The sequence below is a fragment of the Flavicella sediminum genome, assembly GCF_006381105.1.
Taxonomy (GTDB): domain Bacteria; phylum Bacteroidota; class Bacteroidia; order Flavobacteriales; family Flavobacteriaceae; genus Flavicella; species Flavicella sediminum.
Window position 1 is genome coordinate 454071 of record NZ_VDET01000007.1, and the last position, 26936, is coordinate 481006.

Annotated in this window: 18 protein-coding genes; 7 read left to right on the forward strand and 11 right to left on the reverse strand. The window is 30.5% G+C overall.

Annotation, left to right across the window (positions count from 1 at the left end; translation table 11 throughout):
- Positions 1-202 precede the first annotated feature (202 nt).
- The 7 genes from mnmE to FGM02_RS09970 all read left to right on the forward strand — a co-directional run bounded on the left by mnmE (position 203) and on the right by FGM02_RS09970 (position 6764).
- On the forward strand, positions 203-1615 hold the full coding sequence (mnmE, locus tag FGM02_RS09940; RefSeq protein ID WP_139958212.1) for a tRNA uridine-5-carboxymethylaminomethyl(34) synthesis GTPase MnmE: 1413 nt from the start codon (positions 203-205) through the stop codon (positions 1613-1615).
- Positions 1616-1959: 344 nt separating this feature from the next.
- A complete protein-coding gene (locus tag FGM02_RS09945; RefSeq protein ID WP_139958213.1) occupies positions 1960-2529 on the forward strand; it encodes a helix-turn-helix domain-containing protein in 570 nt (189 codons plus the stop codon).
- Positions 2526-3671, forward strand: coding sequence for a tyrosine-type recombinase/integrase (locus FGM02_RS09950; protein ID WP_139958214.1), 1146 nt, complete (start codon positions 2526-2528; stop codon positions 3669-3671). The genes FGM02_RS09945 and FGM02_RS09950 overlap by 4 nt, the downstream gene beginning before the upstream one ends.
- Positions 3658-4575: a hypothetical protein gene (locus FGM02_RS09955; protein WP_139958215.1), complete on the forward strand. Its 918-nt coding sequence runs from the start codon at positions 3658-3660 to the stop codon at positions 4573-4575. The genes FGM02_RS09950 and FGM02_RS09955 overlap by 14 nt, the downstream gene beginning before the upstream one ends.
- A 313-nt stretch (positions 4576-4888) precedes the next feature.
- A complete protein-coding gene (locus FGM02_RS09960) occupies positions 4889-5230 on the forward strand; it encodes a helix-turn-helix domain-containing protein (protein WP_139958216.1) in 342 nt (113 codons plus the stop codon).
- Positions 5230-5571, forward strand: a complete 342-nt coding sequence (locus FGM02_RS09965; RefSeq protein WP_139958217.1) for a hypothetical protein — start codon at positions 5230-5232, stop codon at positions 5569-5571. The genes FGM02_RS09960 and FGM02_RS09965 overlap by 1 nt, the downstream gene beginning before the upstream one ends.
- A gap of 2 nt (positions 5572-5573) precedes the next feature.
- The gene (locus tag FGM02_RS09970) at positions 5574-6764 is read left to right on the forward strand and encodes a primase-helicase family protein (protein ID WP_139958218.1); all 1191 of its coding nucleotides are present in this window, start codon (positions 5574-5576) and stop codon (positions 6762-6764) included.
- Positions 6765-7390: 626 nt separating this feature from the next.
- On the opposite strand, the gene FGM02_RS09975 is transcribed toward FGM02_RS09970, so the two are convergent.
- The 11 genes from FGM02_RS09975 to FGM02_RS10020 all read right to left on the reverse strand — a co-directional run bounded on the left by FGM02_RS09975 (position 7391) and on the right by FGM02_RS10020 (position 26790).
- Entirely contained in the window at positions 7391-10360 is a 2970-nt protein-coding gene (locus FGM02_RS09975) for a type I restriction endonuclease subunit R (protein WP_139958219.1), read from the reverse strand.
- 102 nt (positions 10361-10462) lie between these two features.
- Positions 10463-14527, reverse strand: coding sequence for a sacsin N-terminal ATP-binding-like domain-containing protein (locus FGM02_RS09980; protein WP_139958220.1), 4065 nt, complete (start codon positions 14525-14527; stop codon positions 10463-10465).
- Positions 14528-14827: 300 nt separating this feature from the next.
- Positions 14828-15730 carry an HNH endonuclease family protein gene (locus FGM02_RS09985; protein ID WP_139958221.1) on the reverse strand — a complete coding sequence of 301 codons (903 nt, stop codon included), beginning with the start codon at positions 15728-15730 and terminating at the stop codon, positions 14828-14830.
- Positions 15727-17439, reverse strand: a complete 1713-nt coding sequence (locus tag FGM02_RS09990; RefSeq protein ID WP_139958222.1) for an AAA family ATPase — start codon at positions 17437-17439, stop codon at positions 15727-15729. Before FGM02_RS09990 ends, FGM02_RS09985 begins: the two co-directional genes overlap by 4 nt.
- 21 nt (positions 17440-17460) lie before the next feature.
- Positions 17461-17823, reverse strand: coding sequence for a hypothetical protein (locus tag FGM02_RS09995; RefSeq protein WP_139958223.1), 363 nt, complete (start codon positions 17821-17823; stop codon positions 17461-17463).
- 9 nt (positions 17824-17832) lie between these two features.
- Positions 17833-19095: a restriction endonuclease subunit S gene (locus tag FGM02_RS10000; protein ID WP_139958224.1), complete on the reverse strand. Its 1263-nt coding sequence runs from the start codon at positions 19093-19095 to the stop codon at positions 17833-17835.
- The gene (locus FGM02_RS10005) at positions 19088-20551 is read right to left on the reverse strand and encodes a type I restriction-modification system subunit M (protein WP_139958225.1); all 1464 of its coding nucleotides are present in this window, start codon (positions 20549-20551) and stop codon (positions 19088-19090) included. The genes FGM02_RS10000 and FGM02_RS10005 overlap by 8 nt, the downstream gene beginning before the upstream one ends.
- The gene (locus FGM02_RS10010; RefSeq protein WP_166461158.1) at positions 20551-22032 is read right to left on the reverse strand and encodes a type I restriction-modification system subunit M; all 1482 of its coding nucleotides are present in this window, start codon (positions 22030-22032) and stop codon (positions 20551-20553) included. The genes FGM02_RS10005 and FGM02_RS10010 overlap by 1 nt, the downstream gene beginning before the upstream one ends.
- Positions 22033-22062: 30 nt before the next feature.
- Complete coding sequence (locus tag FGM02_RS18195) at positions 22063-22254, reverse strand: hypothetical protein (protein ID WP_208021498.1); 192 nt, start codon at positions 22252-22254, stop codon at positions 22063-22065.
- A gap of 413 nt (positions 22255-22667) precedes the next feature.
- A complete protein-coding gene (locus FGM02_RS10015) occupies positions 22668-23489 on the reverse strand; it encodes a hypothetical protein (protein ID WP_139958226.1) in 822 nt (273 codons plus the stop codon).
- The gene (locus tag FGM02_RS10020; protein WP_139958227.1) at positions 23482-26790 is read right to left on the reverse strand and encodes an AAA domain-containing protein; all 3309 of its coding nucleotides are present in this window, start codon (positions 26788-26790) and stop codon (positions 23482-23484) included. The genes FGM02_RS10015 and FGM02_RS10020 overlap by 8 nt, the downstream gene beginning before the upstream one ends.
- Between the last annotated feature and the right edge of the window lie 146 nt (positions 26791-26936).

Consider the following 26936-nt stretch of genomic DNA (forward strand, 5'->3'; position numbering starts at 1 on the left):
TTGTCTCTTCAAGTGAATTACGAAATGTAATGGATTATTTGTGCCTAGACTGAGCATAGTCAAAGTATCGAGAAGCCTCCGTTAACCTATTCAAATCCTTGAGACTTCCACTACACTCAGCCACCAAAAAACTAAGTCACTCTGGAACTCAAAAAAACAACTAAAAACTCAAAATAGACTTCTTATTAATTATCTTTGCCGCATGAATCAACAAGATACTATCGTTGCCTTAGCAACCGCGGCCGGTGTAGGAGCCATTGCTATTATCCGTTTGTCGGGTGCAGATGCTATAAAAATTGCAGATGCTCACTTTCAATCTATTCACAAAGAAAAATCTTTAGTAGCTCAGAAATCACATACCCTTCATTTAGGACATTTAATGGATGGCAAAAGAGCCATTGACCAAGTTTTGGTTTCTATTTTTAAAGATCCGAATTCGTATTCAGGTGAAAACACGGTAGAAATTTCTTGTCATGGTTCTGTATACATTCAACAAGAAATTATTCAGCTATTTTTAAGAAATGGTTGTAGAATGGCAGATGCCGGTGAATTCACCTTACGTGCTTTTTTAAACGGAAAATTAGATTTAAGTCAGGCCGAAGCTGTGGCAGATTTGATTGCTTCTGATTCTGAAGCTTCACACCAAGTAGCCATGCAGCAAATGCGTGGAGGCTTTTCTAATGAAATTCAATTGTTACGAGAGCAGTTATTAAATTTTGCTTCCTTAATAGAATTAGAATTGGATTTTGCTGAAGAAGATGTAGAGTTTGCCGATAGAGAACAATTTAGATCATTGATTGCAAGAATTCAGTTGGTTTTAAAAAGATTGATTGATTCTTTTGCTGTAGGAAACGTGATTAAAAACGGAATTCCTGTGGCTATTGTTGGGGAACCCAATGTTGGAAAATCTACTTTACTAAATGCTTTGTTAAATGAAGATAGAGCGATTGTTTCTGAAATTGCAGGTACAACTAGAGATACCATTGAAGATGAAATAATTATTGATGGTGTTGCTTTTCGGTTTATAGATACGGCTGGAATTAGAGAGACAGAAGATGTGGTTGAAAATATTGGAATTAAAAAAACTTTCGAAAAAATTACCCAGGCACAAGTCGTTATTTATTTGTTTGATTTATCGAGTGTAAAGTATCAGGTATCAAGTAGCCAAAATCAGTTGACTACCATTAAAACTGAAATTGAATCTATCAAAAATCAGTTTCCTTTAAAACAATTAATTGTTATTGGAAACAAAGCAGATACCATTTCTACAGACGAATTGGAAAATTTAAAAACGGTTATCCCTGAACTGCTAGCTATTTCTGCCAAACAAAAAATGGGAATCGAAACCTTGACCAATCAGTTAACAGCCTTGATCAATACGGGTGCTCTTCAAAATAACGAAACCATTGTGACCAATTCTCGCCATTTTGATGCTTTGTTAAAAGCCTTGAATGAAATTAATAAAGTAGATGAAGGAATGCAACTGGGCTTGTCTGGTGATTTGTTGGCCATTGACATACGTGAAGCTTTGTACTTTTTCGGCTTAATTACCGGTGAGGTTACCACAGATGATTTGTTAGGAAATATTTTTGCGAACTTCTGTATTGGCAAATAAATAGGGCAAAACAACCCAAAATAAACCAAAACAAAACATAAAAAACCCTGTAGAATTAATTGCTACAGGGTTTTTTGTTGATTTCTTATTTATCGTTATTTATACATGTTTTGCTCCCTTTTGTACCTTTATTGTACCTCAAAACGCTCTAGCTTTTTGGTGGTGAGATAAAAAGAATAATTATGAACCTTAAAAAAACTGATTGATACTGTTTGAACGCTTATGACACATTTTGACACAGTTCAAAAGATTAACTCAGAACTCTATTGACACAATAATAAGTTGTTTTTAAGACTTTCTATGATTACTCATTTTTTAATAACAACAAAACACCTATTTTTGATATGAAAATTAGAAAAACTTGTGAATTCTGTTCCAAAACATTTTACGCAAAAAGATTGAGTACTAGATACTGTAGTTCAAACTGCAACAGTAAACATTACAAACAAAAAAAAAGAGAAGAGAACATAAGTGTTTCCAATACGAAAACATTACATATTTCAAATAACATTACACCAGATCTTTTAAACAAACCTTATTTAAGCATCCTTGAAACTTGCATAATTTTAGGTATTAGTAGATCTTCAGTTATGAGAATGCTAAAATCAGACAAATTAGAGTCTCATAAAATTGGTGGAAAACGCATTATTAAAAGAGATGATTTAGACAATTTATTTAAATCATTTGAATTTGTTGAAATACCTGATGAAGCGATAAAAGTAAAAAGTGATTATAATATCGATAATTGCTATTATATAGGAGAAATTCAAAATGATTATCATATTTCCTCTAGCCATTTGAATAAACTTCTTAATCAAAAAAAGGTTGAAAAAATTCAAATAGGAAAACATAAATACGTTTTAAAAAAAGAAATCCATCAAATATTAGGAACACCAAAAAACAAGCAGCTATGATAACCGTAAACTTAAGAAAGAAAAAAATAGCCAATGACAAATACAGCTTGTATTTAGATTTCTATCCTCCTATCATCAATTCAAAGACTGGAAAGCCTTCTCGTAGAGAGTTTTTAAAGTTGTACCTAAATGAACCTCCAAAAAACAGTGTTGAAAAAAGTCAAAATAAAAAGAACCTAGAATTTGCTGAACTAATAAGATCCAAAAGACATGTTCAACTTAGAGATAGAGAATATGGTTTTGAAGACAATGTTCGATTAAATATAGATTTTATTGAATACTATGATTCTATAGTAGCATCTAAGTTTGAATCAGAAAATATGTCGAATTATTCCTGTTGGAAATCATCCTTAAAGTACTTTAAAGCTTTTTGTGGTAATTCTGTTGTATACTCTAATTCTGTAAGTTTACAAATGGCGAATAATTTCAGAAGGTATTTATTAGCCGCTTATCAATTCCGAAGTAAAGAAAAAAAGCTTTCGACAAATACAGCTTCAAAATATTACAAGATTTTTATTTACGTTTTAAAACAAGCTTATAAAGAAAATATTTTAACAAAGAATATTGCTGAGGATATTAGCTTTATTAAAGAGGAAGAGACTTTTAGAGAATATTTAAGTGAGGAAGAAATAACGAAACTATGGAACACAAAAATTAGCAAACCTATTGTTAAGAGAATGGCTATTTTTTCAGCCTTCACAGGACTTCGATTTTCTGATATACTAAAGTTAAAATGGGATGATATTTATGGAGATGAGCATCAAGGTTATTATATCCAACTTCGCCAACAAAAAACAAAATCTACCCAAAACCATCCCATTTCACCTAATGCCTATAAAATTCTTGAAATAGACAAAGAACCTAATGCTATTTTAATTTTTAACAATATTACCTATCATGCCATTAACAGACCTTTGAAAGAATGGATCACAAACTCTGGTATTAGGAAAAAAATTTCCTTTCATAATTTCAGACACAGTTATGCAACTTTACAGTTAGCTAAAGGAACGGACATCTATACCGTTTCAAAACTATTAGGACATAAAAATGTAGCTACCACACAAATTTACACGAAAGTCCTAGACAAGAATAAAATAAAAGCAGCTAACCTTATAAATATTGACCTTGATGGAATATCATAAAATTTTCAAAACGAATAAACAAAATACACTTAATGAGCAAACTGCTTCTGCAAAAATAATGTTTCAGCAAGCCTACAAAAATGAACTCGCTTATATTCCCGTTTATAATAAAATTCTATTTCACCTAAATCTAGAAATAAAAAAATTATACATATACACTTCTAACTGGGTACCAACACTTAACAAACTCTATGAAGAACAAGGTAACTACAATAAAAACTATGAAATAAACGTCTTTAAAAATGAATTCAAAAACTACTTTGAATCAAATGACAGGTTGGCTATTCCTGACAGCCATACTCCTGCATTGATACTTCAAGAATTTGGAATTTATAGAGGTCTAGAAGAAGCCAAAAGATTACTAAGTAGAAATAGCAATTTATATGAACTAATGTATAAAACAAATGAGTTTGGTAAATTTGAATTCATCAAATATGAAAACGGAATAGAAATATTGCCTGAATACAATAGATTGATGGAAATAGTTAGCCCAAAAAACAATTCCAATCTATCTACAGATTCTAAAAAACAAGATAAACCATTAATCAACATCAATAAAACCAGCGAAGTTAAACCTTTAAAAATAATCCTTGAACAACAACAGCAACTGTACCTATTGTATTTAATGAATAAAAACTTAAAAGAATTGAACAAAACAGATTTGTTTAAAATTATCTGTCTTTGCTCAATTAATTACAATCCAAGTATATTTAGTGGTGCCATTTCTGACTCATACGAGTACAAAATATTTACACAAGGTTACCTTTCTAAAAACACAAATACTAGAGTTCAATTTGTAGAAAATATTATGAACTTAGTAAAACCACTAAATTTTAAAAAGTTAAATCAACTATTAACCGACCAATACAATAAAGAATTATCGCTTACTTTGAATAAAAAATAAACCTATTGAAAGGAAAATATTATTCAAACCAGGATAACAAAATTACCCTGGTTTTTTTATGTTTATTTATCAATACTTTTGTTTTACGCCATTCTGTACTAGTGTAACACTATAAATAGCTTCATTTTTTACCGTACTTTCCTTGTTGTTTTCAAACAAAATAAAGTTAAAACAAAAACAACTCTAAAAACGACTTTGAAAAACAAAACATAAACAACTACATATCAAACACATACAACCAGTTTAGTTTCCGTACAGTTTCCGTACTCCTCTCCGTACAGCTTCACTTTACATATTTCTCGAGATTTGAAATATGTCAAAACAAACAATTATAATGTTCAATGACGAAGGTATTAAAGTACTCATTGAACAACTTGCAAAAAAACTTCAACCATTTCTAAAAACCTCTAACTCTATACCGGAAATAGAGAAAGAACCTTTTATTACTTTGGACGAAGTATCAAAAATTCTAAATCTAAAAAAAGCAACCATTTACGGATATACGCATAAATCCACTATCCCATTTAGAAAGCAAGGAAAGAAACTCCTTTTTTTAAAATCTGAAATATACGCTTGGATAGACGAAAGAAAAAACACAACAAAAAACGATTTAGAAATGAAGGCTGATGCCTATCTATTAAAAAATAAATTATAATGGAGAAGCTCAATATAGAAGAAATAAGAAGTCAAAACGATATTCTATTTCACATTGAAAACCTAAAGAAAGATTTTAAAACATCTCAATATAATGCTAACAGAAATAGAGGCATTTATTTAGCATATGAATCTCATTTTAAGCGACTCATATTAATTGAAGAATTGATCTGTAAAAAAACTCGATTTCCTTGGATGGAAATCCAAAATGAAATGGATTTATTACACGGTTTAGATAAAACCATATCTGGGCATAATATTACATTTGATTACAAGCCTGAAGCAACTCATAGAGGTCAGATAATATACAAACATTATAATAATAACCCGTTAAAACTTTAATTATGCCGTACGTTAGAATTGGAACAGATTATTATAAAAAAGGAGAAATACCTTTGCATAGCGGAGACACTTATAATACATTATTAAAATGGAAAAAAAGTGAAATTGTGACTGATATGGGAAAAGATTACTTACATCAAATAAAAAAATATGATGGTTTTTGTTTGATTCCATCACACACTGAATATAAGCAAGAAATCAAATGTTTCTATAATAAATATGAAGAATTAGATCATCATTTTTCAGAAGGAACCTATCACAAAACAAAGACGTTTCTAAAACATATATTTGGAGAACAATACGACTTAGGTTTAGATTTTCTATCTATTTTATGGCATAAACCATCACAAGTCTTACCAATTTTATGTCTTGTTAGTAGTGAACGTAAAACAGGTAAAACTACCTTTCTTAACTGGCTTAAAATGGTCTTTCAAGGAAATATGACCATTAATAAAAATGAAGATTTCAGAAGTCGATTCAACTCTGACTGGGCTGAGAAATTAATTATTGCCGTTGATGAAGTTTTGCTAGATAAAAAAGAGGATAGTGAACGAATTAAAAATTTGTCTACTGCTAGATCTTACAAAAAGGAATCTAAAGGTGTTGATAAAGTTGAATCCTATTTCTTTGGAAAATTTATTCTTTGTTCAAACAATGAAGACAATTTTATTTGGATTGATAAAGATGAGATTCGCTATTGGGTTAGAAAAGTTCCCACGTTTAAAGATTCTGAAGAAGATCCTGATCTATTGGACAACCTTAAAAAGGAACTTCCCCAATTCATGCAATTTCTTCATACTAGAAAAATTAAAGCACCAAAGAAAACAAGAATGTGGTTTACAAAAGACCAAATAAATACTGAAGCATTAAACAATCTTGTAAAAGGAAATAAAACCTATCTCAATAAAGAAATTGAAGAAGTTCTATCTGATGCTTTTATAAAGTTTGAAGTCGATGAGTTGAAATTTTCTTTAAGTGATTTAGTTGATATGCTTTCCAAAAACAACATCCGTGTTTCAACTTCTAAAATTTCAGAGTTTCTAAAAAATCATTACAAACTTGAAAGCAAAAATGGAGCGTATTCAAAATACCATGTTGCGGTAAGCCCATTTAATGGAAGTCTATTTACAGAAGAGACAAAACACAAAGGAAGATATTTTACATTTAATAAAAAGGACTTTCAAAATGATTAATCCCTGTTGAAATGTTGACTTAACCAAGTAAAAAACTAATTAACAAATAGTTACAAAAACTTTTTAAGTCAACATTTTATCAACATACAACTAAACCCAAAATCTATCAACCAATTACACCCAACCTATTGTTGACCTCTTGTTGAATAGAAATCGATAATCAAAACACTCATTAACAATAGTTTGCATAAACTTCAACAATTCAACAGTCTTTCTACTGAAAAGTTTCTAGAAAATCATTTACTCAACTTTCTATTAAACTCTAGACCTACTTTGGCAATAATTTTTGTTGCAACAATAGTAAAATAATACCAACAACTTCATTAGTAGTACAAACATTGCAAAAACCTATGTTTTCAACAGTTTCAACAACATCAACAATGGAATCAACAACGGCTCCAACAACTTTTGCAACATTACCAACAACAGTTTCAACAGATTTTTTAACTCCTCAACAATTACATCAACAAACTTTGCAACAGTAGCAACAATCTTTTCAACAAGACCAACATCGGAATCAACAACTTTTTAATGCTAGCAACAATATTTACAACTACTTGAACTGCATTTGTAAGTATAAAAATATTCGAGGCAGTTTGTAACAGTTACTGTCTAAACATTACAAATCAATAATACTCTTTTATATAAGCATAGGCCCTTTCAAAAAGCATTTGATCTTTATGAAGCTTGTATTTCAGTAATGCTTTTCTCAATGACTTTTGTACTTCTCTTTCTCCAGTACTTGTTGTTTGCCAACCTGGGAAATTGACTATCCTTACGATACCATCAATATCTGTAACTATTCTTTCTACAACTGCTGGCGTTTCCTCTGTCTTTAATTCTAAAAACAATTCTGTTAAAGCCGCTTTAGGGGATTTTTCTTGAAGAGTTTCTTCAGACTCTTTTTCAGCTTCTACAGTCTCCTTAGCTATCTTACATAATTCTTTTACAAACTCAATGGAAGTTATCAAGCCTAGTTCTGCTTTATTTCTTAAAGCTTCTAAACGTTCACTTAGTTTTTTGAATTTTGGATCTCCAGCGTGCTTTTTAAAACGCTTGACCAACACCTTCTGTAATTCTTTTGCTTTTTTAGGATCAGGGTTGTTGAATATATTTTCTATGACATCTGCATCTAAAACAAATTCATTTAGTTTATGTACTTCTCCAACATGAATATTTTCATGTATCAATTTAGTAGTTTGAGCTCCTAATGTAAACCATAATAATTTCCCTAAATTATTTGATGCTGGTTTAACAGATTCAAAAACCTGTGTCAACCATTTGTAGTCTTCATTGTAGTCATCTAAAATAGCATCCGGAGATAAAGATTCCCATAATTTAGAAACATATTTATAATCTTTTGCAAAAGCATCTTTTGCTGCATCATCTTTAATAGCATTTTGAGCGTTTTCTAACCCTTCAAAACCATCTATTTTTCTATCTACACCTTTAAAATGTGATAACGCCTCAGCCATCGCTTCAGGTAGTTTTGATCTTAAATTCGATAAATTTGTAATCACTTGTTTTACACTTTCTTCATCAAATTGCAAAGCTTTAGCAGCATCATCAAAAACACCGTAATAATCTACAATTCTTCCAAATTTCTTTCCTTTGAACAATCTGTTTGTTCTACAAATGGCCTGTAACAATGTATGGTCTTTGATAGATTTATCTAAGTACATTGTTTGCAATACAGGAGCATCAAAACCAGTTAAGAGTTTCGCTGTTACAATGATGAATTTCACATGACTGGATGGATCACAAAAAGTTTCAACGATCTTTTCTTGTTTGCCTTTATCACAGGCCCATTTTTGTTTAAACTCAGGTTTGTCATTTGCCGTAGTCGAAATCACCACCACGCTTTCATTTTCTGAAAAATATTTATCCAGTTGTTCTTTATATTGAACACAAGCATGTCTGTCTGGAGTAACTATCATCGCTTTAAAACCATGAGGTGCTACTTTTTCTTTAAAGTGAATTGCAATATCTTCTGTAATTTTCGCTACTCTCTCAGGAGACTTTAAAAACGCAGCCATTTTAGCTGACTTTTGATTCAATATATTCAATTCTTCTGAAGACAAATCTACTGAGGCTTTAAACTCCTTCATTTTTTTATCAATATTCTCTATATCCACATGTACATCAACCAAACGAGGTTCGAAGTGCAATGGTAATGTTGCTTCATCACGAATAGAGTCATGGAATGTGTAACGAGACATATACCCTCCTTGATCTTCTTCTGCTCCAAAAGCCCAAAATGTATTTTTATCAGCTTTATTTACTGGAGTACCTGTTAGTCCGAATAAAAATGCATTTGGTAAGGCTGCTCTCATTTGTCTACCTAAATCACCCTCCTGGGTTCTATGCGCTTCATCTACCAGAACGATAATATTATCTCTGGTATTCATGTTTGGTGTTGCATCTCTAAATTTAAAGATGGTAGATATAATAATTTTACGTGTATCTCTAGCCAACATTTCTTGTAACTCTGAAATACTGTCAGTCGTTTCTACATTGGCTATATCTGCTGTATTAAAAGTACTGCTTATCTGTGTGTCTAAATCTGTTCTATCAACTAGAACAAGTACTGTAGGACTTTTTAATTCTTGTGCTTTTCTTAATTTCTGTGCAGCAAACACCATTAGTAAAGATTTACCCGATCCTTGAAAATGCCAAATCAATCCTTTTTTTATCTTTCCTTCTTTAACACGAGCAACTATTTTATTAGCCCCTTCATATTGTTGAAAACGAGGAATAATTTTAATGCGTTGCTTTTTAGTATTACTAGAGAACAAAGAAAAGTTTTGTAAAATATCTAAGATCCTTTCAGGCTTTAACAGATCTGATAATTCTTTTCCAATTTCTGACAATCCCAATTGTTTTGCCAACTGATCATCATTATTTTCTAACCTCCAAGGTGCCCAAAATTCCAAAGGACATCGTACTGCTCCATAAAACAATTCTTTTCCTTCTGTAGCAAAGGATAATATATTAGGCACAAATAATTGTGGAATGCTATTCTCGTAAATATCGTGTACTTCATGAGCACCATCTAACCAACTCACAGCAGGACGTATTGGTGTTTTAGCTTCTCCAACAACTACTGGTATTCCATTTATAAAAAATACCACATCTGGTATTTTGGTTTCTCGTTGCTGAAAACGAAATTGATTGGTTGCTATAAACTCATTTTCTTCAAGGTTTTTAAAGTCAATTAACTTTACAGGAACATGTCTGTTGTTTTCTCCAAAAGGCATTGTTTTTTCACCAGTTAACCATTTAAAAAATTCTTCATTGGCTTTTACCAGACCAACTTGATTGACAGCAACAATAATAGCTCTTAATTTATAGATAACCTCATCTGCATAGTTTGGCTGTTTTGCTATCTCTGGATTTAATTTTATCAAAGCAGTTCTTAGATTTTCATATAGAAAAACATCACTAGTTTCTCTTTTTAAATCTTTTGGAGCAACAAAATTCCATTGTAAACCATAAGTATTACTTGGTTCTTTTACAGAATTCTGATTGTTTAGGTTTACCCCAGTTAATTGTTTTATGATATAATGCTCAACACTATTTAATTCGTTAAATCCCATTACAATTCTTTTTCTAGTTTTTTCAATTTTTCTTGCTCTAAAGATAAGCGTTAATATATCTATAGAAGCTACAATATAAAAAATATACACAAGCTATCTAAATTAGAGCAATTTTGATTTAATTAGCTGTATTAATTGATTATAATCTCCAGTTTCTTTTAAAAGTTCTTCACTAGAAATTTTTACTCTAGGATCTGTAATACATGGTATTTCTAGAGGAATTGTACCTTTTTTACTTTCTTTATAAATTGTATTAAACATATTAATTTTGTCAAAATTATCCTTTTTTACAATACCGCTAAGATTGTTTTGAATTGCCAAGTTTGATTTTAAATACTGAATACTTGTTAAACCTTCTTTTTCTCTTTCTAGAGTGCAAACAATGTAGTTAGAAGAATCATTTCTTGATTCTACAATTTGACTTGGAGCAAAACTAAAATCAAAAGTTGATCCATGTTTGTAAGATTTCACTTCTAATTTAAGAATCTTTGTAGGATCATTTTTTTTGTAAAGCTCTATATCATATGCCCCTGCATAAGATTTATCTGGTATAATATCTATATCCTCACTACCTAATGCTTCTCTCAGTAATTCTTCTATGTTTTGACCAATTTTCAACCTATCTTCAAATAGCTCTTTCTTTTCAATAAATTTATCTACTTTATTCAAAAACTCATCTACTGATCCTTGTCCAAGTTTTTCATGCATTTCTTCAAGCTTGTCAATTGTTTGTTCAATTGTTTGGGCAGAGAGTTCTGATTTATGTATTTTTTTTGCCAAATTAAAAGTCTTTTCATCTTTTATTATATCTACTAATTCTTTTGAAAAAGTAATTTGAGAATATAATTTATCTGCTATAGAATCAAGTGTTTTAAAAAACTCACCTGCTTTATTTTTATTATTATCCCGCCATTGCAATAGTTCTAATAAATCTAATTTATAAACAAGTTTTTCTGTATCTGTATCATTTAAAATACTCTCGCTTATAACCTTAACACAAGCATCAATTTCCTTACCTAAATCCACCCACTTTTTTGCAGGAAGAGAATTTAGCTCTATACCATCGTGTAATAATATTTTTTTCCAATTTTCTTTAGGATTAAAAATTGAAAGATTCTTAATAAGTTGAGGTTCTAAGAAATTGACGGCCTTGCCCTCATTGATTTCATAAGACCTGTACATTTTAATCTGATCCTCTGACTTTCCGTGAGCACAAAATTCACCACATTGATTTGGAATAATATTCGCCCAATGAAGTAGTTTATCAAACTCACTAGTCTTAGCCTGTAAATTAAAAAAACTATTAAGCCAAATTATAGAAGCATCATAATTTTTATCCAACTTTAACGCTAATCCATTTACATTAACCGAAGCCTGTATTTCCTGATTGATTAAACGTATGGCGTGTTTGATTACATTTTCTAAATCGAAATCTTGAAAAAATGGAATTACTTTCTTTTCTATCGGACCAAACACATCTTGGATAAAAGCAAATACTTTCCCCTTATTAGTCTCCAAAGATTCACCTTCTTTTTGATAAGACAGCAGTGTTTGAAGAATTTCAACTGCATTATCTCTGTCGTGTAATAATATGTAATCTCCTTTAGACTTCTCTCTTAATAAGAGTTTATTGATAATCGTACTTACATCATCTTTCAATTTTCTTTTTTCGAAAGAAAAATTACTTTTCACTTCACGATGGACTAAATGAGGACGTAGATCCTTTTCCGGGTCTAACTTGAACAAGATTTCAAGCAGCTCTGGTTCAATTTTTGATTTTGGATCTTCACTATACAACTTGTGAGTATCGTCTTTTCCTTTTCGGAAAGTGCCATTTAAATCCGGAAAAACATTGTTGTTATAAATAAATGAATACTCGTAAGTATCACAAAATTCGTAAAATTTATTTAGCCAAATAAAGGCATCTTTTTCTGTTTTCTCATAACCTAAACTTTCTATAAGTGATTTTAAATTTCCTTTTGATTTAATCTCCTTACTCACTAAAATTGTCATTAACTTAACAGTGGTTGCATATGAAAAATCCTGTGAGAAAAATACCTCTTCCGCTAAAATTTCCTGTTGAAATATAACTTCATTTATCGAATATATTGATATGACCTTTTTATCTATAACTTCTGAATTGGTGTCTCGAAATGAAAGCAAGGTTTGTAATATTTCTTTCGCTTTTACAGAATCGCTAAGAAATGGATATTTATTATCCTTTTTATCACCAATTATTTCATTAATTTTATCTGAAATGTGTATTACGGAAATTTCATGTAGATCAATCCCGGATAAATTAATTCCTCTGTGAAGTAAAAATGATTTCCAGTTCTCTTTAGGATCTAATTCTAGTAAAATTTCGAGAAACTGATTTTCTATCTTGGATTTGGGTTTTTCAGTTTTAAGAGTTCCTATGGTAGAATCACCTCTAACCATGAAATTCCCTTCTTGATTTGGAAGAATAGCAAATTCTTTGTACAAATCAAATTCATTTACATCTTTGATGAAGATTATTAGATCATTTATCCAATCAATAGTTTCTGTCTCACTATTAAAGTTTAATTTAATTTGCAAATTTGAAATTGAGGCAGATTTTGATACTTCTTCTACAATATCTTTTATCTTAAGAATTTTAATTTTTTCACTTTCTTTCCAAAGCACATTGTGCCAAGAAGAAAGATTTCTTTCTAATGGAATTCTTGTTCCATATAATTTTCTACAAAATTTGTAAAAATCAGAATTTAACTTGGATCTTTTTTCGGTTTCTCCATTTTTAATACATGGAAAGAATACTTGTGGTTTACCATCATCACCTATTATTGTTTTTCTTTCAGCTTTATCTTCACTTACATCAATAATAGGCGCTGTTAATACAGTATTTCTAAAATTGTCAATTACATGATCTTTAAACCAATCTTTATCAATCCAAGATTCTGATGCTATTTTATTTAAAGAAGTTATATTAAATATTGATTCACCATCAATAGAAACTAATTGAACAAATTCAGCATACAACTCAGTTGCACTTTCAATTAAAGCTCTATTTACTTTATCTAAATCCTCTTCCTTATCTTTTTCTTTGTTGGTGATTTTTTCTGTTGTTAAAGAAATACCATCCCTTGTCTCATTAGGTGTAAAAGAGTTTGAGTGAATCGTAATTGGAAGTTTAATTGTATCACTTCCAATAAGAGGAAATGTGCAATAGAGAATGGGCATATTATCCTCTAAACTATCTTTATATACAGACTTAGCATCTTTAAGAATTAATTTATCATCTTTAAAATTTTCAATAGGCCAACTTAACGTGACTTTATCATTTGACAAAGTAGCTACAGAGTATTTCTCCACCAGAACGCCTTTATTCAATTTTTGAGTAGTATTAACCACTATTCTTTTATATGAAGATACTTCCCCCTTTTTATATGTGAAATTTTTATCATTAAACTTATCTTCAATGGTAACACTAGAGACCTTATCATTTAGTGCAAATACCGTAGGTAATGATTGTTCAATTTCTAAAAAACCTGTGTTTACACGAAATATTGAATCTGGATCATTTAAAAAATACGTGAATTTTGTTATATCAGTTTCTGAATCTGGAGGAGTTCTGTCTCGTTTCATTTTGTCATATTCCTCAAGACTCGAAATAATCCCTGTTATTCGTTGTTTGGCCGAATCTTCAGATTTACTCATGTAATGAGTTCTATCTAATGTCGTTTTAAGTTGTATACGCTCACCTTCATTAGTCAAAAGAACACCTTCTACTTCAATTTGTAATGACAGATTGTGAGTAGATAAAAAACCCGTACCAAATTTACCTACAGTACTTTCATCACTCACACTTTTACCTGAAACAGGTGAAATTAAATTCTCAAAGTCATCTGCATATAAAAGTTCGTCTTTAGTTTCTTTAAAAGGACCACCATTATGACTAAAATGCATTCTAGCCGTTTGTTCTAACTCACATTTTTCTAGAGAAACCCAAATATCTACTTTTCTATTTGGCTCTGAAGAAATTGAATCAATAGCATTTTGAAGTAACTCCCAAAACCATCGTTTTGGTCCAGACGGACTTCTAACGGCTTTGTCTACTTTTTGTAAAATTTCCTTAGCAGCATTTCTAGCTGCTCTTACATTTCCTGCGGAAGCTGATGAGTTTTTCATATTCTAACACTTTTTCATAAAATAATTATTATCCTATTTTTTAAATTTTATTCGTTGCTCAACTAAAACACTTAATTGTAAAGTTATTGGCCCTTTTATATCTAACAAATTTGCACTAATATAATGTGGACCCGGTCTACCTAAACTAACAACAAAATAATTCATAACAATTCTTTTCTATTTATAATAATCTACTTCAACACATAAATTAAATCAATTCCTGAAAAATACTTAAACCAATATTTTTTATTTCTTCTTGTACATCTAATTCATGACTTACATTATTTACAACTATTTTAATCAAATAGCTTTAAAAGCTGCCAACACAACATTTCTAATTTTTTTATTTAAAAACGGCAAAACAATAGCCGAAAAATTCTGATGAGATTTCATTACAAATTTTCTTAATAATGTATGTGTACTCTCTACACTCCCAGCATTAGTTATTAATTGATTAAGTTGAAATAAAATTTGTTGCTCAAATTGAGCTTGATTAAAACTTCCGTTACCCCACATAACAAAAGAACTTTCGATAGCTTGCTTAAATGGATTAATAACATTCTCAACTCTTTCCAATCTTAATTCTTGGCGATTAAGTCGACATATTTCAATTGTTTTTTTTCCTCTATCGTCATTGTCAATTCCTCTAATTCTTATTCCTTCTCCATTAGGATCTAGGAAAAAATCAAAGAAATCTTCAGGGTTATCAATTTCAGGATGTAACAAATATGGGTTCTCAGTAAGCAATGGGTTATTTTGTGCTTTATTGTCTTCTAAGTTTAAATTATTGTCTGGTAAAAAACTTGGATGTGTTACCCTAGTTCCAATTACAGGGAATTTAAAATGTTTAGCTCCCTCTCTATTACATTTAACACAAGCCGGTAAAAGATTAGTCCATTCATAACAAAGCCAATAATAACCTTCATGCATATTATCTTCAGAAACTTTTTTCTTTGGTCTGTAGTGCTCAATATCTGCCTTAGCCAAACGTTCACAATAAGCACACTTGTTATGATAACTCAAGGATAATTGATCTTCAACCCTAGATTTTTTTTCATCATCAGTACTATATGACTCTCTGTAAATTGTATCTTTTATATCGTCTTTAGCAACATCTCTAGCTATAACCAAAAGTTCACTATAAGTTTGTGCAGAAGTTAATTTTGCTGTTTTATGGTTATCTGGTTTAATTACAAATCTCATTTCCTTTTGTTTTCGAACCTTTTAATTAACTCATTTTCCTTCTCACTTGTAAGAAATTCATTTATTTTCTTATCCAATTGATTGGAAAACTCAACTTCTGAATATGTTTCTTCAGTTCTAACTAAGGTGCCTTTATCTCTGTTCTCATTGGATATATTATCCATTCCAAAAATTGGTGAAGTCAAAATAGTATTTGGCAGTAATTCTTCTAAATATATTTTATCATCAACTCTTTCTACAAAAGTCCCTTTCAACCTATCAATTTTCACAACACAAACAACAGCATTTTGGGGAGCCCCCAGTAAAGGTATTGGACTATGTGTTGAAACAATAAATTGAAGTTTAGGAAATGTATCTGACAATTGATTTATTAACTCTAATTGAAGTTTTGGATGTAGATGGATATCTATTTCATCTATTAACACCACACCCGTATAATCTGCTAAATCTGATATATCTGGCTGCTGCTTATTTAAGCGTATTAGAAGATCCATTATTAAAGAAACAAAACTTCGAGTACCTGAAGGCAATTTCTCAAAAGGCATTCCTTTTTTTAAACCTTCAGTATTATGGGATGATTCAAAAAACAATAATTTACCTTTACGGTCTTCTTCTATATTAAAAATGTTTGGTAAGATCAGTAGTAAATTACTAATTAATACGTCCCTATAAAGCTCTTGATACTTAGCCTTAGTATGAAATGGATAATCACCACTCAAGTCTTTAAGAACTCCTATAGGATTAAAAAGACCAAAAGTAGCTTTATCATGATCATCTAGTGAATCATTAATTATTCCAATATCGCTTGCTCCATCTGTAACAATTCTAATAGGGCCATAGCACGCAAAACCTTTCGTTAATATTTTTTTATCAAAGACCTGAGAATTTGGAGTTACTATAACAGGTGACAAATCATTGTTCTCTGTATGAAGTTGAACCCTAATTTCATATTCACCGTAATCATGTCTACTGGCTATAGGTTCATTCTTATCATTGTTTTGACACAACCCAGTTGCAATTGCTTTTAATACAGATGTTTTTCCAGAACCGTTTTCTCCAGTCAAATAAATCCATTTCGTTTTTAATGGAATATTCAGAATAGCAACATTTTTAATAGGTCCAAAATTTTGAATTTCAATATTTTTTAACGAACCAAAATGTTTTAAATTGTCTTTCCTTCTCTTTTGAAATGTTTTTATTTTTTCTAATTGTTTATTAAAATCACCAGGATATATAAATTCCATAGGTTTAGCATACTCTGAAGCTGTATATTTATTATCTGGAGACTTAATATATTTATCTATTATTGGTTTTTCGTTTTTTAAAAACAATTTCAAAGATTCTATGTAATCTTTAGTCTTAAATTTTCTCGAATACCCATAGTAAGATTCCTTTACTTTCACATCTTCCAATAACCTCACGTCAAAGAAATCATTATGTCCTGAAACATCACTATTTCTGAATTCCAAACTAGAATTACCATGCTTATTTATTTCAAAGAAAATTCTTGGCGTTTTACTCTTCCAATCCGTTCCTCTCCAAAATGACACTGCTAGATAATCATCGCCTCCTAAAAACCAATACCCTTTATCTAATTTCTCAGCCCTATTAATTTGTCTAAAAGCAAATAAAAAATTGTCATCCATTTTATGATGCTCCATCAATAAATCAAAAACATCTTGATGAATTTGTGACATTGTCTTTTTCATGATATACTCTCCTTTAAACAATTAATAAACAACCTCCTTCACTACAAACCCACTAAAATCAAAACCAGTACCACCAGATTTTACGTCTTGTAAATATTTGAAGTTTTTATCTGCTGAGATTTCTAAGTCTACTGCGTTTTTATCTTCTCTAATCTTAAAGTTACTTTGCATACTTCCAACAAAACCTTTAGGTAGTTTTACCCAAAGAGCATGACTCTCTGTATTTAATAACAAATGAACCTCATCTTTAAACTTATCTACCCCAATATTAAACCACCAAACTTCTTTGGACTTATTTATTTTAGAATAGCTAGTACTACTGCTTGTTAAACCAATACCTTCTGTATTGTTGATATACTCAATTATCTCTTTTTTCGTTTTCATAGCAGCATTTTAAAAGATTTGATTGATGATACTTTTTTGAATGTTTTTGGAGCTTTCAATTGAATAATCAATCAATTTCCTGTTTTTCTCAACTTCGGTCAAAACTTCAATAACCCTTTCTTGTTCAATTACAGAATCAGGAATTGCCAGTTTAAAACCTCTTTGTGAAGTTATACCTACATAGGCTCTTGTTGATTGAGAACTTAATCTCAATATTTGATTTTGAAAATAGCTTGAATTAAAAACGTAGTACAAAAACTTATGCTTTAACTTACTTTCATTAGTACGATACAATGTAACTTGAGGCGTCAACATTAAATACGGATAATCAATTTTGTCGGGTACAATCGCGACTTCACCTACGGTTCCCTTATGACTTAACAAGACGTCATTTGGATAGGAAAACCCAATTCGTAGTTTGTCCGTAATCGATCGAGGAAGTTTTTTTGATTTGTTGAAATCAATTTCCCCATCAATAAGAGTATTCGCCATAATGAAAGGAATACCTTCATCTACATAATCTGCAGATTTTGGATGAATTTCACCATGGTTTCCATCTTGGACTTTAATTATTGCTTCGTTCCTTATAAGATCTCCAATAGTTGTGATATTCCATCTTTCGGCAACATCACGCTTTAGGTTTTCAGAAAAATTTACTTGATTATTCAGCCCTTCAAGAACTAAATTGCTTTTTGATACTTCGTATTGAACATTTGCAACATTTTTCAATTCAATCTCCTTCTCAATCACTTCATCCATAGACCACAATAATTCTGCTAATTTAACTTGCTGGTCTTTTGGTGGCAAGAGGAATTCGTATTCTGCTAAATCACGCCATTTTACCCTTTTCGACATTGTACCAGCCGCATTAGAGTTCGCATAGTCCCAAAGTGCATTAGAATTCATTAAAAAAGCTAAAAAACCAGGTTCAACTTTATCATGATTTTCTCTTAACACAAAGGCATCTCCAGAACAACAACCATCAAAATCAACTAAAGAAGCTCTTCTTAAATAAGCATTTCTACGAGCAAAAAGAATATCTCCAGCCTGAAAGGCCTTAGCTGATGATGCTAAACCATCCGTAGAATCCCAAAATTTAATTTTAATATCACCAGAAACAAAACTTCTCAAACTAACAAAACGATCATACTCCGATTTACTTGGATTGTCAACACGTTTTAAAATATCAGTAGCTAGATCACCTAATTTTGTAGGAGTCCAATTTGTTTTGTCTAGGTTTAACACTTTATTATCTACTATAGTATTAATCATTTGATAAAGTTTTAAAAAGTGTATTCATAGATTTTTTTAATGTTTTGGAACTTTTTTTCCAATCTGAAAGTAATACATCAAAATCCTCTTCTATAATTGCATCTTCTTTTACAAATAACTGTACGCTTAAACGTATGTTCTTATCTTTTAGGATTTCTTGTTTATCTACAATAGTAGCAAAGTTTTTCTCACCTTCAAAGTTTAAGTAAGCATTATGGATACGTTCTATATGGTGAGGATCTAAGTAACTAATCGTTTTTTCATTTCTCACTTCATCTACAGCCTGAATAAATAAAACTTTATTTTTCCTTTCAGCTGGTTTATTATTATTCGTAATCAATAGACATGAAGTCATGGAAGAGTTATAAAATAAGTTCGGCCCTAGGCTTATAACACACTCTACAACATCTTCTTCAATCATTTTTTCACGCATTTCTGCTTCTTTATCTCTAAACAACACCCCATGAGGCCAAAGAGAAATAGAACGACCATTATCATCATCCAAACTCTTTTGTATATGTTGCTGAAAAGCATAATCTGCACAACCCTGTGGTGGTACTCCCCATAAATTACGTCCAAACGGATCATTTGCAAAAGATTTTTGGTCCCATACTTTAATCGAGTATGGAGGATTGGCCAATATTACATTGAATTTTTTCAATTCATCATCATGTATAAAAGCAGGATCCGCCAAGGTATCACCACGTACAATACTAAATTCTTCTATACCATGCATAAACATATTCATACGAGCAATGGCAGAAGTTATTAAGTTAATTTCTTGTCCATATAACTTAAGCGTACGGTATTCTTTTCCTTCACTTTTTAAATGCAAAGCACAGTTTAATAGTAAACCTCCAGAACCACAAGTAGGATCGTATACAGATTCTCCTGGCTGTGGGTCCATTATTTTAGTCATTAAGGTTACTACAGTCCGGTTGGTGTAAAACTCCGCTGCTGTATGTCCACTATCGTCTGCAAATTCTTTAATTAAGTATTCATAGGCGTTTCCTAATTTATCATCAGGAATATTACTTAAGCTTAATATATGCTTAGAATAATGTTCTACCAAATTGGTCAACGTTTCATCACTCAAACGGTTTTTATTGGTCCAAGCTGCATCTCCAAAGATACCATACAAGGTTTCAGGATTCGCCTGTTCAATGATACGCATGGCATCTTGCAAGGCCAAACCTACATTTGTAGTTGTTTCTCTAACATCATTCCAATGTGCTCCTTCAGGAACCTGAAAATGGTGGTTTTCTGCAAAGGATGCAAACTCTATATCTCCATCAGATTCTTTTAACGCATTTTGATACTCTTCATCGTATACATCACAAATACGCTTAAAGAATAGCAATGGGAAAATATACTGTTTGTAATCTCCTGCATCTATAGTACCACGCAATTGTACAGCGGCACCCCACAGGTATTTTTCTAATTCTTTTTGTGTCATTATAAAAATGTTTTCAAAATAGCTTTAAACTTCTCTTCTGCTTTTAAACTTTCATCCCATGCTGTTTTTAAATCAGACAAGGCTTCTTCTACAGAAGGTAAATTGTCTTCAATAATTTTTTCAACGTACAAAGGAATGTTTAAATTGTAATCGTTTTCTTCTAAATCTTTATGGGAAGCTACTTTTACAAAATTCTCCACATCTTCAAAATTTTGATACCATTCAAATATTTGATCTACATGATTCGATTCTAAATAGTTTTGAGCCCTTCCCACACGTACCTGATCAGAAGCATCTATGAACAATACCTTGTTTTTCTTTGCAGTAGGTTTATTATGTTTAAACACCATGACACAAGCAGCTAACTGAGTACCATAAAAAATATTAGATCCCAAACCAATTACAGCTTCTAACAAATCTTGTTCTAACAAAGCTTTACGAATTTTACCTTCGGCACCTTTACGGAACAAAGCACCATGAGGTAACACTACAGTCATACGCCCATTTTCCTTCATTGAAGAAATCATATGTTGTACCCAAGCCATGTCTCCATTTCCTTTAGGAGGAACACCAGCAATATTTCTACCAAAAGGATCGTTTGCCCAAACATCTGCTCCCCATTCTTTTAATGAAAAAGGTGGATTCGCTATTACACAGTCAAATTTCTGTAAACCATCTGCCTCAAAAAATGCAGGATCTCTTAGTGTATCCCCTCTTTTAATATCAAAGTCTTCTATACCGTGCAAAAACATGTTCATACGGGCAATAGAACTAGAAGTTAAGTTCTTTTCTTGTCCGTATATTTTAAGTGTCCTATAATCTTGACTGTGTTCTTTTAAGTGATCAACACATTCTAGTAGCATTCCTCCAGTACCACAGGCAGGATCATAAATTGTTTCTCCTTCTTTGGGATCTAAAATCTGCCCTAATAAATGTACTACAGAACGAGGTGTATAAAATTCACCCGCTTTTTTATTGGTTAAATCTGCAAAGTGTTTTATCAAATACTCATATGCATTCCCCAACAAATCAGGATCTACATTGCTGTTTGATAAATTGTATTGAGAAAAATGCTCAATCAAATCAATCAACAATCTATCCGAGAGTTTGTTTTTATTGGACCACTGAGCATCACCGAAAATACCATATAAAAACTGCTGATTTGCTTGTTCTATATTTCTAAGTGAACTCTCTATTGCAAGTCCAACATTAGAAGTTGTTTCTCTAATATTATTCCAATGGCATCCATCTGGCACATCAAAACGATGAAACTCGGGTAAAGAAGCGTATTCTGTATCCCCTTCAGATTCCTCTAAAGCTATTTGGTACTCTTCATCGTATACATCAGAGATACGTTTAAAAAAAAGTAATGGGAATATATATACCTTAAAATCAGATGCATCAACCGGACCTTTTAAAATCCATGCTGCTTTTTCTAAATATTTTTCTAATTGAGATAAAGTTATTTTTTCTTTAATCATATTTTGTTAATTCCTGTTTTAGGATATTTTTTAAGAGATAATTTGATAATTACGACTATCTTTCATTTTCATGACACCTTCGTGTTCAAATAATTTACCCACAGCGTGTACTTTGCAAGGTTTAGCATTAAGCTCGCTAGGAAAACAGTCTTTAAAAACTGCTCTGTTGTAAATATTGTTATTCTCTATAGCAGCGTCCCAATATGGTTTCCAACATTTCAAGTGGAATATTTACAATACTAGCTGTACCCTCTTGAATCCTTCAACATTGCTATAATTCTTACATTTATAGGGTGGTATTTCTCTTACAAATTTTAAATTTTTATCAGGTGTTAATTGTAGCTCCGACTTTATGCTTTTTTTCAATAATTCACTTGCTTGATTCCAATTCATACATCTTCTTTTTTTTTCAAAAACAAAAACAGCTACATAAAAACAAATCCCCCCCTTAGAAAGTATATTAAATAGAGTGATATTAAGGAAAATGTATAAATAAAGTATTGTTTTTCATAACGCAAGCAATATACATTTTTTTCTACTAATTTTTAATTCGATGATTGAAATTTGTATTTGCTAAAACAGAATTTACTGAGTAAACAATCTCCTTGTGCAATCATCTCATCCTACAAGAAATCTTATTTAGTTTGATAATATTTCATTGCGTCTAAGGACAGTTTTTTTTCATACACGTTGCCTTTATACGCAATCACACTTTTTTTAATTTGTCTAATTTCAATTTCAATTTGATTTTCTTCATTCTCATATTCTAATTGCAGAAACATAATTGAACGTTTGTGTAGTTGCATACTATTAGCTTCAAAATCGTAAAAGGTACTAGTTCCTTTTTGTTTGTTAAAAAACACCGCAAAATCAGATTGGTTTATTTTACTTAAAATTGGTCTGTTTTTATGAGGTATTTGTACTACCTCATTATTCATTAATTTATGTGTCTGTGTAATCTGATAACCCGAAAATGATTTATTCTTACGGTTATTGTTATCTATTTGATCTTTAGGATTAAAATACTCTTTTGATAAATCATTATAAAAACACTCAAAATCAACTGTTTCTATTTTTTGAATTTTTGCTTTTTTATCATTTAAAAAAGAGATGCCTTGATGTGTTATTTCATACACTATATTTCCTTCCTCATAATGTTCTTCTATTAATTCCTGTTTAAGTAAATAGTGAATTTGCATTGTGGTAAAGTCACTTTCAGTTATGCCCAAAAAATCACAAATTCCCTTATGCGTCTTTATTTTAGAGTGAATTAACTCTAAAATAATTTTACTAAACCGATCTATTTCAACAAAATTTTCAACTACAATTTTTTGTTTACAATACCAAAAAGGAATAAAAACCTCCGTTATATTTTTAAGTTCAAAACCTTCTGTGCTTCTATGATTTTTAAATTTATTATAAACACTCTGGTAATCTCTTTTTTCCTTTTTAAGCATTTATTGCATCTTTTAATGAGTTAAATATCAATTCTTGTTCCTCCAATTCTTTAACAATATTTTGAAGTTTAAATTCTTTAAATTTATCATCCTTAAACAACATTGCTCTTTTTAAAATATAGTCACTATCACCAACAATAATAAGTAAACGCTTGGCTCTAGAAAAAGCAACATTTATTCTACGATAATCTTGTAAGAACCCTATAGTACTTTTTCCACTATCACTTCTTACAACATCATAAATTATAATATCTCGTTCAGCACCCTGAAATTTATCAACAGTGTTTATTTCAATTAATGATTTGGTTTTATCTTTATCAACTATCGTGAAGTTAGAATACTCTGAATATTTTATTTTTTCCTTTAACAAATCTACTTGTCCTCGGTATCCAGCAATTACCCCAATATCAAAAGGAGTTGCTTTTTTACTATTTTCACTATAACGTTCATTTAACTCTTTAAGCACTTCCTTAATCACATCAACATTGCATTGATTTTTCCTTTCAAACTTATTTCCATTGTCATTGTGATTATGTCTATTTGATGTGGTAACAAATAAAACCGAACTTGGGACTTGAATTTTTGAGTCGCTAAACTTGTCCGTTATTTGAACAAAAGGTTTCTTTAATTTTAGGTGATGAAATTTTTTCTGATCATAATCACTTAAACCTTTCAATCTAATATCAGGGTTTTTTAAATGACCGTTATAAAAATGATTTGAAATAATAGTTCCTAATTGTCTAGGCATTCTATATTGAATATCTAACATCTTTATATATGCCTGTAGACTAGGGTTCGCTTCAAAAGAAGTTATAAGTCCTTCGAATAAACTTTCTCCAAACTCTTTTTCAAAATCTAAACCATTATCATCTAATTCGTTCCTAACCTTATTTTTTATAGCTTCTTCTCGTGTTACAACTGGTGGAAGTTGTTTGTGATCTCCAATTAAAATAACATTTCTTGCCATATTAATCGGTACAAGTGTTTCCGCTGGTGAAGCTTTGCTTGCTTCATCCATAATAACATAATCAAATTTTAAATCAAATTTGCTATACTTTGCACTTGCTATATGAATACACGTTGCTCCAAAAACATTCATAGATAAAGCATAGGCCGATGAAAAATCAATTTCATTACTTCCATTATTCAACATAGATTTCCCTTCAGATGTAGCGTTAGAAATAAAAGCAAACCATTCTTTTTTCAGCTGAATTAATTTTCGATAATCTTCCCCTAATTCTTTATCAAAAATTTTCTGAATATCATTTTTAGAAGAAACTCCTCCAAATTGTTTTTTGATATAATTTGGACGAAACTTTAAACTATTATAAAACTCACCCAATAATTTTTTTTCATTCTTTTTTTGCATCCTGCTATATGCCAAATAAAAGTCGATTAGAATATTGTTTTTAGATTTTGATCCAAATCTTTTTTCAAAATACTTATCTGAATTCTCTTTTGTTTTTTCTATCCAATATTTTAATTTGTTTTCAAACAAATGTGCTTTAACATTTTGATTTATATTCTCATTTTCTACAACCTCTCTACTTGCAAGACGCATAGATAAAATTTCTTCTGGTAATCTTTCTAAAACATTATCAACCGCCAAATTTGACTGAGAAGTAATTAAAATTTTACAACTTGAATTTTTATTAACCAGTTGTTGCACCAGCTCCACAATTACAGTCGTCTTTCCTGTACCAGGGGGTCCTTGAATTAGGAAAACAGGTTTTTTATATAAAGCTTCTAACACAGCTTCTTTTTGACTCGCATCATTTTTTAAATACCCTGAAATAATTTCATTTTCAAATGCTTCAAAATCTAAATCAACACGATTAAAAGGAGGTGTTTTTTCTGGAGTGGCAAGAATCCCTGCAATATCAGGATTTGTAATATCCCTTTTTGAAAACTGCTTACAAGCTTCAACTTGCTTTTTAAACTGACTCGTTTCTTGTCTCACATCTTGAACTAACTCTCCTGTTTTTGGAATCTCCTCAAGACTTAAGTTTGAATCTTTTATTATCAAAAAATTACCTGAAGGATTAAAATCTAGAATTTCACCAATTTCAGCATCATCAATACATAAAACAGTTTTCTGACCTTTAAGTTCCTTTACGCCTCCCCAATCTTTAAAATCTTCATTGAGGCTAAATCTAATATTTTGATTATTACTTTTACTTTCTTCTCTTTTTAAATAAGTAGCTTTAAATGCTTTTTCTTCAATAAATTCTTTTTCTTTTTCAGGAAGTGCTTGCCATTTCTTTAAAATGCTTGTTTGCTTCTTATACAAAGAGTCAAGTTTGTTGTTTTTCTCAAATTCTGTTTCAAAAAACGCTACACAATTATATACTGAATTTTCAAAAGAGAAATTAAAAGGAGCTATTGTCCCCTTATTTTTAACCCTATCATTGGCTCCAGTATGATTAGGAAATGGAATAAACATTTGGTTTTGATTCCCTACAAAATAACGGCCTGAGAAATTCTCTGTCGAAAATTGACCTGTAATTTCATTCTTTTGTTCTGATTTTTTGCTCTCAATTGTCCAATAACAAGAAGTATTCATTTCTTGAAGTATTTCTAAAAAATCATTATCTGATACATTTGAAACTACCTTAATGATCTCCTTGGAATGTTTTGAACCTGTTTCTAATTTTTCAATATCAAAAAGTAATTCTGAATATTTTTTATAGCGACCTACTCTATCCTTCGTTAAACACCTATCAAGTATCTCTAAATTGTTTGATAAAAATTCTGAGTATAAAATACCGATCGCAAATACATCATCTTGAAGCCTTGGTTTTTTGTTCTCTAGTAATTGTGGCGATAGAAAATCTTTATCTAATGCTTCATAAAGTTTAAAAATCTCAAACAAACCGATAAACTTAATTAGAATATCATTTTCCCCGTTCTGTATGATTCCCCCCTTATTCAGAATAAAACCATATCTATTATTATTTTTTAACTCATTTAATGTTTCAACTAAGCTTAAGAAGTTTTTTTTATCGAATTCCTTAATAGGATAAAATTGCTCTTGGGTGTTTTCGTAAACAATAAAATGAAAATTATTTTTTTTATCAAATCCCGTTTCTACAATTTGTTGAATACCTTTTATTTCTGATTTAACAAATGGATAAACTTCATTTTTAAGAATTCTATTTATTTGATTTTCGAACTCTTTTTTTGAAACGATTGTTAATGCTTCAAGCTCGACGCCTGAAACATCTTCAACTAGCCACAATGTTAAATTTTCTCCATAAGATTCTATTTCTTCTATAATTTCATAATTCGCAATTTTCTCCATTATAATTATTTCATAGTTTTATTTTTTTCATCAATTGCTCCACAATACTAAAAGCGTTTATTTTGCAAGAATGACAATTAAACGTATAAATAATAGTTTTAGTTTATTTTCCAATTTATTCTAAATATACAAACTCTTTTGACTTA

Bases quoted from the DNA above. Each gene is read 5' to 3' on its own strand.
- mnmE (WP_139958212.1), top strand. From the start codon at position 203: ATGAATCAACAAGATACTATCGTTGCCTTAGCAACCGCGGCCGGTGTA.
- FGM02_RS09945 (WP_139958213.1), top strand. From the start codon at position 1,960: ATGAAAATTAGAAAAACTTGTGAATTCTGTTCCAAAACATTTTACGCA.
- FGM02_RS09950 (WP_139958214.1), top strand. From the start codon at position 2,526: ATGATAACCGTAAACTTAAGAAAGAAAAAAATAGCCAATGACAAATAC.
- FGM02_RS09955 (WP_139958215.1), top strand. From the start codon at position 3,658: ATGGAATATCATAAAATTTTCAAAACGAATAAACAAAATACACTTAAT.
- FGM02_RS09960 (WP_139958216.1), top strand. From the start codon at position 4,889: ATGTCAAAACAAACAATTATAATGTTCAATGACGAAGGTATTAAAGTA.
- FGM02_RS09965 (WP_139958217.1), top strand. From the start codon at position 5,230: ATGGAGAAGCTCAATATAGAAGAAATAAGAAGTCAAAACGATATTCTA.
- FGM02_RS09970 (WP_139958218.1), top strand. From the start codon at position 5,574: ATGCCGTACGTTAGAATTGGAACAGATTATTATAAAAAAGGAGAAATA.
- FGM02_RS09975 (WP_139958219.1), bottom strand. From the start codon at position 10,360: ATGGGATTTAACGAATTAAATAGTGTTGAGCATTATATCATAAAACAA.
- FGM02_RS09980 (WP_139958220.1), bottom strand. From the start codon at position 14,527: ATGAAAAACTCATCAGCTTCCGCAGGAAATGTAAGAGCAGCTAGAAAT.
- FGM02_RS09985 (WP_139958221.1), bottom strand. From the start codon at position 15,730: ATGAGATTTGTAATTAAACCAGATAACCATAAAACAGCAAAATTAACT.
- FGM02_RS09990 (WP_139958222.1), bottom strand. From the start codon at position 17,439: ATGAAAAAGACAATGTCACAAATTCATCAAGATGTTTTTGATTTATTG.
- FGM02_RS09995 (WP_139958223.1), bottom strand. From the start codon at position 17,823: ATGAAAACGAAAAAAGAGATAATTGAGTATATCAACAATACAGAAGGT.
- FGM02_RS10000 (WP_139958224.1), bottom strand. From the start codon at position 19,095: ATGATTAATACTATAGTAGATAATAAAGTGTTAAACCTAGACAAAACA.
- FGM02_RS10005 (WP_139958225.1), bottom strand. From the start codon at position 20,551: ATGACACAAAAAGAATTAGAAAAATACCTGTGGGGTGCCGCTGTACAA.
- FGM02_RS10010 (WP_166461158.1), bottom strand. From the start codon at position 22,032: ATGATTAAAGAAAAAATAACTTTATCTCAATTAGAAAAATATTTAGAA.
- FGM02_RS10015 (WP_139958226.1), bottom strand. From the start codon at position 23,489: ATGCTTAAAAAGGAAAAAAGAGATTACCAGAGTGTTTATAATAAATTT.
- FGM02_RS10020 (WP_139958227.1), bottom strand. From the start codon at position 26,790: ATGGAGAAAATTGCGAATTATGAAATTATAGAAGAAATAGAATCTTAT.